Here is an 11321-nt window from a genome sequence, read left to right as displayed (position 1 = left end):
TCTGCCGGTTCTACCATGATGTGGACATCTATAAAAGCATCTTTATATTCTTTTCTGAGTGCTTTTAATAAAGAAGGGCCGTAAGAAAGGTTGGGTACAAAGTGTCCATCCATTATGTCAAGGTGCAACCAATCTTCTTCTCCACACAACTCTTCAATACTGCTCTGCATATTCAAAACATCCGCAGACAATAAAGACGCAGCTATTAGTGCGGGTTTCTCTTTTTTTAAATCCATCAATTGAATCGGTCCTGCCAAACCAAATCACCTCCAAGCGTTATCATTACCGTAGAGGCTCCAATATATGGTACATCTAATGAAATGTATTCACCACTTTTTGCAGTGCCTTCTTTAATTATTTTTATTCCCGATGAGTCTCTCATCTCAATTTTTAGAGAAAGAGGCTTGCTCAAGGGGGGAGTTTGATACCTTATTTTAGCTGTTTTCTTTTGTTTATTCGCATCTGTAAGCAAAGTTTCTACTTTTGCTTCTGATTCCGATTTATTTGTTTTCTCTGATGAAACAGGAACCAACTCTACGGAAGCACCTTTTTCTACAACTTTTAACTCGGTTTTTTTGTCTGCCGGAATGTTTGAGTCTGTTTTAAGAGGAATCTTAACTGGTGCAGACTCTTTGATAACAATCTTACGAACTACCTCTTCTCGCTCTTTATTCTGATTGTCCATTGGCGGCCGTTCACTGCTCATTTCATTTGCCCTTAAGGCTCTTGAAACCGTAATATTAATGGTAGTACCAGCCGGTACGCTCGCTCCTTTTCTAGGAGATGTTGACAAGACAGTTCCTTCTGAAGTAGAAGCAGAAGGAGATTCATTCGTGACACCAATAGAAAGATCGCTCTTCTCTATAGCTTTCTTAGCTGATTCAATATCCAGCCCTATTAGATCCGGCACCAAAACAAAAGAACCTTCTCCATCGCTTCCTAAGCTAACAATAATACTTACCATTGCGTTCGCAGCTACAGTTTGCGGAGCCGCGGGATTTTGTGCAATTATAGATCCTGCCGGCTTTAATTTATCTGTTACTCTCATAACCTTATCTACCTTAAAACCAGCTTCACTCAATCTTTTAATTCCCTCTTCAAATTTCATTCCCCTTACATCGGGAATCGGCACTATTGAACCGCCTTTACTTACTTTTATAAGAAGAACCTTCCCTTTCGCAACCTTTACACCTTCAGGTATGTTTTGGGATATGACAGTATCTGCTCGTTCAGGAGAATCAATTTTGTCAACTTTCGCTAATAATCCACGGCTTTGCAGTAAGTCGACGGCATCAATAAGTTGGGTGCCAACCACTGACGGAACGACGATGTCTTTCTTCTCCATAAAAATTGTACTAACTGCAATCCAACCACAAATGATAATTATTAAAAAAGCGACAATAACAACCCAACGATGCATTTTACCCATTAAAAAATTCCTCCCGATTATTTTCGTTTTGAAAGGATTACCATGTAAAAACCGTCCACCCATGGTAATCCAGGCCATATTACAGTTCCATACGGTCTGCCTTTAGTAATAAACCGATTTTTTTTAACAAGTGGTATCTCAATAAGCTCTGGATGTTCTGCCATCACAGAAGCCACAACTTTTTCATTCTCTTCTTTAAATAGACTACATGTACTGTACACAATAACTCCCTCTGCCGCAATAAGGGAAACTGCTCTTTTAAGCAATTCAACCTGTAACTCTGCGGCTTCTGTTAACATTTCCGGTGTACAGTACCATTTGCTTTCAGGATGTCTACCCCATGTACCACTTCCGGTGCAAGGAGCATCTAATAATATGGCCTTAGGTGTAATGTCAGGATTAAGAGTTAACGCATTTCCAACTTTAAAATTAATCCTATCTTCTACTTTCAGCCTTTTCATTTCAAGTTGAGCGGCTTTTATCCTTGGCTCTGAAAGGTCCCATGCCTCAATTTGCAACTTTGGCATGATACTTGCTATTTGTCCCGTCTTTACTCCTCTGCCACAACACATATCAAGCAGAGGGCCTTCTTTTATTTTATTACAAAGAACTTCTCCTACAAGCATTGAAGACTCACTTTGTGGCGTAATTTTGCCCTCTCTATAACCTATAAGGTTAACTGGGTAGGGATTCTCCGGTGTACGAATGGAGGATTCAAGAAAAGAAGAAGCCCAAGCCTTTCTGCCTGTAGATCTGTATTCTTTTAAGAACGCCTCTCTGTCTGTTCCGTTTGAAAGGCGAAGAGAAAGATATGTCTTCATTCCGTTTGAATAAACGATTTTCTTGGCTTCCGCTATAGACAAATCTTTTGCCCACTGAGCTGCGGCCCAACCTGGTACACCCCAATAGAGAGCTTGATCTCTTAGCGCACTACTCATTTTAAGCTCATCAAGATACGCACCGGCTTCATCTGCTACGGTATGAAGAACCGCATTTACAAGTGCCGTATCCCTTTCATTGCCCTGTTTCTTTATCGCTTGAACTATCCCATTTATGAGCACTGGAATAGCAAAATAGCGTAGCTCAACTATACCCGCTATTCCAACCAACAAAGCGTCAGCTGTAATAGAATCAAGTTCTCTGGTATCGCGTTTGCAATACCTCATCATGAGGTGCTTCCATAAGCTTAATCGTCTTAGCGTACAGTACATTAAAGTTGCGGCTAAAACCCTATCCTTGGGAACAATTTCGGAATATGTCTTTCTTAAAGTTTCTGCCGCAAAAGCGCCCTCTTTTATCTCACCGTAAATATGAATTACGGCCTCTATCCCTCTCATATAAAACAACCACCTCTATAGGTTCCGCTTGGCAAAATAATCCTCATTATTATAATTTCCCTAATTATGCTTCTTAATTTCTATATCTTCCAGTTTTATTTTAAATAAAGAAAGGAGGTAGCTTCCGCCACCTCCTTCAATTGTACACTATTTTCTAGTCTCTGCGAGAGCCACGAAGAGCTATAAGTCTAACAAGCTGTAAAACTGTCATTACCAACGCAGCTACATATGTCAGTGCAGCCGCGTCTAAAACATACTTTGCTCCTTTTATCTCACCGCCTACAAGCAACCCAGTATCAGAAAGATTCTTCAAGGCTCTTGCACTGGCATCAAATTCAACAGGCAAAGTTACTAAATGAAAGACTAAAACTGAACAGAACATAATTATTCCGAGATTCAATAAGTTAAGCGAACTTAGCAGTATCCCTAAAAAAAAGAGCGGCATTGATAACATAGAACCTATGTTAACGACAGGAACAATTGAGTTGCGGATACGAAGCATCGAGTATCCCTCTTTGTCTTGTATGGCATGCCCTACTTCATGAGCCGCCACGCCTATTGCTGCGATACTCGGACTTCCAAACACAGAATCAGAAAGGCGTAAAACCTTTGCTCTCGGATCATAATGGTCAGTTAATTCTTCCGGCACTCTTTCTATGGGAACTTCTGCCAATCCAAATCTATTCAACATTTCGCGGCATGCAATTTCTGCCGTTACTCCGTTTTGAGATCTAACCTCACTATATTTGGAATAAGCACTTTTAACCTTAAATTGAGCCCACATTGAAAAAAGTAAGGCCGGAATAAGAAAAATCATAGTTGAATCAAAAAAAGGATACATCATAGACGGTTGCCTCCATTTTTCTAAAAGCTAGAATCTTACCAATATTCTAACTTAAACAGCTGCTTCCTGTCTCAGTAAAACTTCGCAATTTCCTCTACAATACGCTCCTGCTCTTCTGGCAAAAGTTCAGGAAAAATCGGAAGAGCTAAAACTTCTTCTGCTAACATCTCTGAAACGGGGAAATCTCCTTTTTTATAGCCACTGGATGCAAAACACTTTTGTAAGTGAAGTGGTAACGGATAATATACTCTGGTTACTATATTTCTCTCTTCTAAAAAGCTCTGTAATTCATCTCTACGTTCGGCTCGCACCACATACTGGTGAAACACATGTCTGTTCCCATCTTCTTCTATTGGAGTTTTAATAACCTCAAGAAGCCCCTTTTCTCCGAAAAGAAGTTTATAGCGCTCTGCAACTAAACGCCGCTCTTCGTTCCACTCTTCCAAGTGGCGTAGTCTTACACGTAAAATTGCAGCCTGTATAGCATCAAGTCTACTGTTTATTCCAAATTCTTCATGAAAATATGTTTTGCCGGCTCCATGTACACGTAGGCGTCTTATACGTGCAGCTACTTGTGAATTATGAGGAACAGTGACCATCCCACCATCTCCGTAACACCCTAGGTTTTTTGTGGGGAAGAAAGAAAAACATCCTATGTCTCCAACTGTTCCTGCACGACAAATTTTTCCCTCTATTACACGATGTGACCCTATAGCTTGAGCACAGTCTTCTATTAATTTTATGTTTCTCTTTGCCAGCTCATCTTTTAATTCTTCAATGCGGCACATTTGTCCAAAAAGATGAACAAGAATTACGGCTTTTGTTTTAGCTGTTATTTTGTTTAATACAGACTCAGGAGATAAGTTGTATGTATCTTGTTCTACGTCTGCGAAAACAAGTTTTGCCCCTGTTCTTGTGATACAGCTTGCTGTAGCAAAGAACGTAAACGGTGTGGTGATTACTTCGTCTCCCTCTTCAAGGTCAAGAGACATCATCGCCAAAATTAAGGCATCTGTTCCAGAAGCACAACCAATTGCATTCTCTACTTCAAGATATGCTTCAATTTCTTTTTCGAGAGTTGCCACTTCTGGGCCTAATATAAATTCTTGCGTATCCAAGACCCTATCGATAGCTACTCGCACTTCTTCTTTAACTCTCTGGTAGTTTCTCGATAAATCAAATGACGGAATTTTTTTCTGTTCTGACATTTCTTCACTGCCTTCCTGATTTAATAAATGATTAGAATTTTATTGTAATATTTTGAAGTCTGTAAAACAAAAATTGTGTTTTGTAATTTAAAATTCTCAAATATGCTGTTTTGTTCGTGTTGATAAACAATTGTCACTTTTGAATGCTCTTAAATAATCAACATATACCCTTAATATAATAACTTGGTACAAGAACATCTTTTGACATATTTTTATTTACTACTACAATCAGTGAATGAAAAAAAGGATCTCTGTCTTAATACTATCATTTTGCACCCTTATTGCTTTTGGGTACTCTTTGGGAGGCCTTGGTGGATATCTTGTTGGTCGTGGCCGTCCACTAATGATTATTTCTGGGCTTGTTATTGGCACTCTATCTGCCATCTTGGCTTTCTACATATGGAACATGTATCTCGACGAAATCGCTGTTGAAGATGAGAAGCTTAGAAAAAACTCCTAATACGAGATACGAGAACTAGTACCTTTTTAATTCATCTTATTTATTTTCTAAAAAATCAACTATAAATGCAACCAGTTTTTCTGCTGCTCCTCTCTCAAAAGAAAGAAGCTTATACTTGTCTTGTATCTCAGCTAACTTCTGGGGACATTGCAGTAGTTCAATAGCAAGATTTGCCACCATTTCCGGGGTCATGGCGTACCGATGCTCCGGAACGATGTTTTCCCCGGATATTCTATTAGGCAAAGAAACAAATTTTACACGTGAATTGTACCACATTACCAATTTCTTTTTTATTTTCTTTGCTCCTGGGACAGAGAGTGGAATCAGTCCAGGCAGACCGTCTAGAGGAATATTTTCTGCGTAATTAAGAGGGGCGACCACAAGAAGCGGAACCCCTAAAGAAGCCACCTGTAAGTTATTTGTCCCAGGGAAGGCCACTGCTAACTTTGAAATTTTTATTGCCTCAAAAACATTGTCCCTTATAAATCTAATTCTGCCCGGCCCATCCCATAATACTTCCTCAGCGATATCACCTTTCCACTTAATTCCGTAATGCATTAGTCCCTCATGAAGTATTTTCTCATCTACTGTCGGTGCAATTGGCAGAAAAACCTGAGATATATCAGTCTCGCTCAAAATTTTTTTCGCAACGCTTATAAAATAACTGAACCCTTCGTAGTATTCAAATGGTCTGCTTCCTGCCAACAGTGATACTACAGTTTCTTTTTGCTCTACAGAAAATTTTCGTCTTATTTCTGAATCGCATTCACATTCAGGAACGCTGTCAAACATTAGATTACCTAAAAGAGTATATTTTGTTGGGGATATTTTCTTTTTTACGAATCGCGAAAGAGCCGTGCAATCGGGAAGAAAAAAATGATCCACAAAAAAACGCCACCTGGGACGAGACGTATAAATTAACCATTTGCCCCTTAACCTCAGAGACAACAGTGCTCCATACATCGGGTCTCCGCCAAGCTGTAAAACAATATTTTTTTTCGTGTCGGGAGTAGCTGTCTTTAAAACTTCCGCGAAAGAGAAAGCCCTATCTATCCCAATAAGTTCCTTGCCATAAATCTTTTCCATACCGCTTGCGTAGGTACAGGGCAAAGTAACAAGAATAACATGGGCATTTATATTTGTTTTATTAAGAGCAGAAGCGACCGGCTTTACCCACCCGGATACTTCTCCGGGAGAATTTGTAAGAATATAAATACTGCTCAAGCAAATACACCCCTCTTTTAGTATAAACAGATCCGCTTCTAATACAACAATGTTCTGAAATATGTTTCATTTTTTGATACGCCTTAACAATTACTAATCAAGTAATGTTATAATTATAAGGTTAAAAGAGACAGATAGGAGAATTAAAATGTTTATTCCCCTCGAAGGCGAAAACATTATTTGTTTGGCAAACGTTATTGCTTTATTTCGTAGCTCTAACGAGACAAAGATAATCAAAAAAGATGGAAGCGTTGTTACAACTTGCTTCACTCCAACCACATTAAAAAAACGCCAACTTTCTCTATATAATAAATCGATAATTTAAAAAAGGAGTTTTTAATATATGGATAACATGGATCTTCCAAACAACACAAACAACACGTTCGCCCCTGAATCAGACTATTCCGAAAAAAACATACACGTCCTTGAAGGACTTGTTGCAGTACGAAAACGTCCAGGCATGTATATTGGAGATCAAGGGTCACGTGGACTTCACCACATTGTATACGAAGTTATAGATAACTCTATAGATGAAGCTCTAGCCGGTTTTTGTGACACAATAAACTTAACTATAAATGAGGATGGAAGTATAACTGTAGTCGACAACGGACGCGGTGTTCCAACAGGGATGCACGAATCAGGTAAATCTGCAGCGGAAGTAGTTATGACGGTACTGCATGCCGGAGGAAAATTCGACAAATCATCCTACCAGGTGTCGGGAGGACTGCACGGCGTTGGTGTTTCTGTTGTAAACGCACTCTCTGAATGGCTTGAACTCACAATATGGCGCGAAGGGAAAGAACACCATCAGCGCTATGAGCGTGGTGTCCCAATGACTGAGCTTGAGATAGTCGGCGATACTGAAAACCGAGGCACTAAAATACGTTTCATGCCGGACAAAGAAATCTTTACATCCATTGAATTCCAAGCCGACATATTAAAAGGACGCCTCCGGGAACTTGCATTTCTTAACCCAAGCATAACAATAAATTTTAGAGATTTAAGGCAGGAAGACCCACAACTTAAAACTTATCATTATCCAGAGGGGATATCTGCATTCGTTGACTACATTAATAAAGGGAAAAATGTTCTCTTTAAAGATCCTATAGTTATAAATGGAGAAAGAAATAAGACTGCTGTAGAAGTAGCGATACTCTATAATGATACATATGCCGAACGTCTTCATGGTTTCGTAAATCTAATAAAAACAATAGAGGGCGGAACCCATGTCGCAGGATTTCGCACGGCGCTTACTCGTGCAGTAAATGACGAATCACGCAAGCTAAATCTGCTCAGAGAAAAGGATGAAAACTTGTCTGGAGATGATCTGAAAGAGGGACTAACCGCTGTCATATCTGTAAAAGTTATGGAACCTCAATTTGAAGGACAAACAAAAACAAAACTTGGGAACGGAGATGTCAAAGGTATCGTTGACTCATTGGTTTATGAGGGGTTAAAAGAAGCTTTTGATGAACGTCCAGAAATACTTAAACCAATTGTAGAGGGTGCAATAAGAGCCAGACAAGCGAGAGAAGCGGCGAAAAAAGCCAAGGATCTTGTCCGACGTAAATCAGCGATGTCTGGGCTATCCCTTCCTGGAAAATTAGCAGACTGTTCAAGCAGAAATCCGGAAGACTGCGAGATTTTTATAGTTGAAGGAGACAGTGCTGGAGGCAGTGCAAAACAGGGGAGAAACCGTGAATTCCAGGCAATACTTCCTCTCCGAGGCAAGATATTAAATGTAGAAAAAGCTCGCCTTGAAAGAGTTTTAAGCAGCGAAATGATAAGAAACATCATTCTTGCTCTCGGTTGTGGGATAGGAGATGATTTCGACAGAGATAAGCTTAGATATCACAAGATATTTATTATGGCTGATGCCGACGTCGACGGAGCTCATATCAGAACACTATTGCTTACCCTTTTCTTCCGCTATATGCCGGAAATAATCGAAAATGGTTTTCTTTACGCCGCACAACCACCCCTTTATAGAGTACAGATAGGCAAAGAGATCCATTATTGCTACACAGAAAAAGAAATGAAAGACCTTCAGGAAGATACGATAGGGAAAAAAATAGACGTCCAGCGTTATAAAGGGCTGGGAGAAATGAATGCAGAGCAACTTTGGGAAACAACAATGGATCCACAAAGTCGAATTATTAAAAGAGTTGAAGTACAGGACGCAGTCGAAGCAGATGAACTCTTTGGAATCCTAATGGGAGACCAAGTAGCTCCACGACGTGAATTTATCGAACTACACGGGAAAGAAGTCCAAAACTTAGATATATAATATATAAATAGATATATAAAATCTTAACAAGAATCAATTCTCAGAAACGCCTGTCAAGGATTTTACTTGACAGACGTTTCTTTGCTGTATATAATACCAAAGTTGCCCAATAGGAGGAATTTTTATGTCTGAACTGAACACCTTGCAACAGCGCATCAGAGACGGGTTGCTTTTTGACTCTTACAGTTCGCTTATATCTAAAAAACAGTATGCTGCTTGTGAAATGATCCTTTTACAGGACCTTTCTTTTTCAGAAGCGGCAGAAAAAATAGGTGTTTCTCGACAAGGAGTACACGACCTTCTAACACGAGCAAGAGAACATATGGAAAACTATGAAATATCATTAAGGCTTTTGGAAAAAAATAGCAGAATAGCAGAGATAAAAAAATTACTTGAAATTAATAAAGATTGTATTCCCAGTAATTTTTACAATCAAATTAAATCTCTGCTGATTAAATAAGGAGTTTATAAATGTTCAACTCATTAAAAGACAGATTCGAGAATATTTTTGCATCGCTTAGAAATAAGGGCAAATTATCCAAAGAAGACATTGAACTTACCCTTCGTGAGGTAAGAAGAGCCCTGTTGGAAGCTGATGTAAACTACAAAGTTGTGAAAGATATAGTTGAAGCAATAAGAATACGTGCTACAGACAAAGAAGTTTTGGATTCGATAACGCCTGCACAGCTTATACACACAATAGTTTACGAAGAGCTTATCTCTATAATGGGGGATAAAACTGAACCTCTTACGTTCTCATCGAAATCCCCTACGATTTATATGATGGTTGGGCTTCAAGGTTCGGGAAAAACAACTACTACAGCCAAAATAGCCAAGATGCTATCAAAAAAGCATAAGCCATTAGTTGTCGCTTGCGACCTCAAGAGACCCGCCGCCGTCGAACAGCTTAGAGTCCTTGCAGAGAAATCTAACGTCGCTTTCTTTGGCCCTGAAAAAGGGGAAACAGATCCTCTCTCAGTTGCCCTTAAATCGAAGAGATACGCGGAAGAACGTTTATGTGACGTAATAATCCTTGATACAGCCGGACGCTTGCAGTTGGACGATATTCTTATGCAAGAATTAGAACAAATGAAAGGGAACATGTCCCCTCAAGAAATTCTATTGGCAGTTGATTCTATGACTGGACAGGAAGCAGTAAATGTGGCTACTGAGTTCAACGAACGCCTGAAACTGACGGGTGTAGTGTTGACAAAACTTGACGGAGATGCAAGAGGGGGGCCTTCTTTAGCTATCCGCGCAAGTACCGGAGTTCCCATAAAACTTGCCGGTAGCGGAGAGAAAGTAGAAGATATTGAGGTTTTTGATTCGCGGAGAATGGCTCAGAGGATTATGGGAATGGGAGATATCCAGGGATTGCTGGAAAAGGTCCAATCTGCAACAGAAGAAGCAGATCTAAATCGCATAGCCGATAACATTAAAAAAAAATAGATTTACCTTAGAAGACATGCTGCTTCAGCTTCGTCAGATACAAAAATTGGGCCCTCTTGAAAAAGTTTTTGAAATGCTTCCCATACCAGGTATGGCCAATGCAGTCAAAAATGCAGATCTTGACCCAAAGAGACTTAGACATACAGAAGCGATAATTCTTTCTATGACTCCTGAAGAGCGTAATTCACCGGACATAATTAAAGGGAGCCGACGTAAAAGAATTGCAGATGGTTCCGGCACTTCCGTACAAATGGTTAACCAAATATTGGCACAGTTTAACCAAATGAAAAGCATGATGAAAAGTATTGGGAAAATGCCAGGCAATAAAGGCGGATTTAAAATGCCTCCCGGAATGGGTGGGCTAAAAGGAAGAAATCCTTTTTTAAAATTTTAAATAAAAAAACAAGTAAACTAAATAAGCTATTTTGATGTCGGACAACAAACAATACCGATTTCAATATAAAAGAGGAAAAATCCTCAGAGAAAACAACACAGGAGGTGTTTACACAATGGCAGTTCGTATTCGTCTTTCCCGACACGGGAAAAAGAAGGCTCCTTTTTATCGCTTGGTCGTGGCTGATTCACGATCCCCAAGAGATGGCCGTTTTATTGAAATACTCGGAACCTATAATCCTCTGACAGAACCGGCAGAGATAAAGGTTAACGCCGAACGCGCAGTCTTTTGGATTAAAAATGGAGCTTTACCCTCAGATACAGCCAAAGTATTGCTTAAAAAAGCCGGAGTATATGACGCACCGGCTACGGAATAGGCGGGAAAAATATGCCTAATTATGTTGACCTTGTAACTCTTATCGTCAAAAAGCTTGTCACCATTCCTGACGAAGTCATCGTCACTGAAACTCGGAATGATTTCGGAGCTATTTTGCTCACAATAAAAGTTGCACAAGAAGACATAGGCCGAGTTATCGGGAAAAAAGGTTCTACGATTAATGCTATACGTCATGTGGCAAAGGCAGCTTCAATCAAGTCCGGCGAAAAAGTTGATGTGGATGTCAAAGAAGACTGATAAACATTCTGCAAGAACCATTATAGGGAAAATTGTTGGCACTCACGGTATAAAGG

Annotated in this window: 11 protein-coding genes and 1 pseudogene; 6 read left to right on the top strand and 6 right to left on the bottom strand. The window is 39.7% G+C overall.

Features of this window, described 5'->3' with window-relative positions:
- The 5 genes from GXZ13_02700 to GXZ13_02680 all read right to left on the bottom strand — a co-directional run.
- Positions 1 to 236 (bottom strand): ribulose-phosphate 3-epimerase (locus tag GXZ13_02700; protein NLX74747.1); only part of this gene is annotated, 236 nt, incomplete at its 3' end.
- A complete protein-coding gene (locus GXZ13_02695; protein NLX74746.1) occupies positions 236 to 1429 on the bottom strand; it encodes a PASTA domain-containing protein in 1194 nt (397 codons plus the stop codon). The genes GXZ13_02700 and GXZ13_02695, both read right to left, overlap by 1 nt.
- A 17-nt stretch (positions 1430 to 1446) precedes the next feature.
- Positions 1447 to 2766, bottom strand: a complete 1320-nt coding sequence (locus tag GXZ13_02690; protein NLX74745.1) for an RNA methyltransferase — start codon at positions 2764 to 2766, stop codon at positions 1447 to 1449.
- A gap of 154 nt (positions 2767 to 2920) precedes the next feature.
- Positions 2921 to 3610, bottom strand: coding sequence for a zinc metallopeptidase (locus GXZ13_02685; GenBank protein NLX74744.1), 690 nt, complete (start codon positions 3608 to 3610; stop codon positions 2921 to 2923).
- Positions 3611 to 3681: 71 nt separating this feature from the next.
- Positions 3682 to 4818, bottom strand: a complete 1137-nt coding sequence (locus GXZ13_02680; protein NLX74743.1) for a DegT/DnrJ/EryC1/StrS family aminotransferase — start codon at positions 4816 to 4818, stop codon at positions 3682 to 3684.
- Between the two features lie 235 nt (positions 4819 to 5053).
- Here GXZ13_02680 and GXZ13_02675 point away from each other — a divergent pair, with 235 nt between their 5' ends.
- Complete coding sequence (locus GXZ13_02675; protein NLX74742.1) at positions 5054 to 5278, top strand: hypothetical protein; 225 nt, start codon at positions 5054 to 5056, stop codon at positions 5276 to 5278.
- Positions 5279 to 5314: 36 nt separating this feature from the next.
- Here the strand turns inward: GXZ13_02675 and GXZ13_02670 are convergent, their stop codons facing one another.
- The gene (locus tag GXZ13_02670) at positions 5315 to 6502 is read right to left on the bottom strand and encodes a hypothetical protein (GenBank protein NLX74741.1); all 1188 of its coding nucleotides are present in this window, start codon (positions 6500 to 6502) and stop codon (positions 5315 to 5317) included.
- Positions 6503 to 6854: 352 nt separating this feature from the next.
- Between GXZ13_02670 and gyrB the strand changes: the two genes are divergently transcribed.
- The 5 genes and pseudogenes from gyrB to GXZ13_02645 all read left to right on the top strand — a co-directional run bounded on the left by gyrB (position 6855) and on the right by GXZ13_02645 (position 11265).
- Entirely contained in the window at positions 6855 to 8789 is a 1935-nt protein-coding gene (gyrB, locus tag GXZ13_02665) for a DNA topoisomerase (ATP-hydrolyzing) subunit B (protein NLX74740.1), read from the top strand.
- Between the two features lie 124 nt (positions 8790 to 8913).
- A complete protein-coding gene (locus GXZ13_02660; protein NLX74739.1) occupies positions 8914 to 9249 on the top strand; it encodes a DUF134 domain-containing protein in 336 nt (111 codons plus the stop codon).
- 11 nt (positions 9250 to 9260) lie between these two features.
- Positions 9261 to 10632: pseudogene (gene ffh, locus GXZ13_02655) on the top strand (signal recognition particle protein).
- Positions 10633 to 10747: 115 nt separating this feature from the next.
- Entirely contained in the window at positions 10748 to 11008 is a 261-nt protein-coding gene (gene rpsP / locus GXZ13_02650; GenBank protein ID NLX74738.1) for a 30S ribosomal protein S16, read from the top strand.
- A gap of 11 nt (positions 11009 to 11019) precedes the next feature.
- Complete coding sequence (locus tag GXZ13_02645) at positions 11020 to 11265, top strand: KH domain-containing protein (GenBank protein NLX74737.1); 246 nt, start codon at positions 11020 to 11022, stop codon at positions 11263 to 11265.
- Positions 11266 to 11321 lie beyond the last annotated feature (56 nt).

It is taken from the genome of Synergistaceae bacterium (genome assembly GCA_012728235.1).
Classification (GTDB): domain Bacteria; phylum Synergistota; class Synergistia; order Synergistales; family Synergistaceae; genus JAAYFL01.
This window is presented reverse-complemented; position numbering and strand designations above follow the sequence as displayed.

Excerpts from the sequence above, each read along its gene's own strand:
- GXZ13_02695 (NLX74746.1), bottom strand. The coding sequence starts at position 1,429 with ATGGGTAAAATGCATCGTTGGGTTGTTATTGTCGCTTTTTTAATAATT.
- GXZ13_02690 (NLX74745.1), bottom strand. The coding sequence starts at position 2,766 with ATGAGAGGGATAGAGGCCGTAATTCATATTTACGGTGAGATAAAAGAG.
- GXZ13_02685 (NLX74744.1), bottom strand. The coding sequence starts at position 3,610 with ATGATGTATCCTTTTTTTGATTCAACTATGATTTTTCTTATTCCGGCC.
- GXZ13_02680 (NLX74743.1), bottom strand. The coding sequence starts at position 4,818 with ATGTCAGAACAGAAAAAAATTCCGTCATTTGATTTATCGAGAAACTAC.
- GXZ13_02675 (NLX74742.1), top strand. The coding sequence starts at position 5,054 with ATGAAAAAAAGGATCTCTGTCTTAATACTATCATTTTGCACCCTTATT.
- gyrB (NLX74740.1), top strand. The coding sequence starts at position 6,855 with ATGGATCTTCCAAACAACACAAACAACACGTTCGCCCCTGAATCAGAC.
- GXZ13_02660 (NLX74739.1), top strand. The coding sequence starts at position 8,914 with ATGTCTGAACTGAACACCTTGCAACAGCGCATCAGAGACGGGTTGCTT.
- rpsP (NLX74738.1), top strand. The coding sequence starts at position 10,748 with ATGGCAGTTCGTATTCGTCTTTCCCGACACGGGAAAAAGAAGGCTCCT.
- GXZ13_02645 (NLX74737.1), top strand. The coding sequence starts at position 11,020 with ATGCCTAATTATGTTGACCTTGTAACTCTTATCGTCAAAAAGCTTGTC.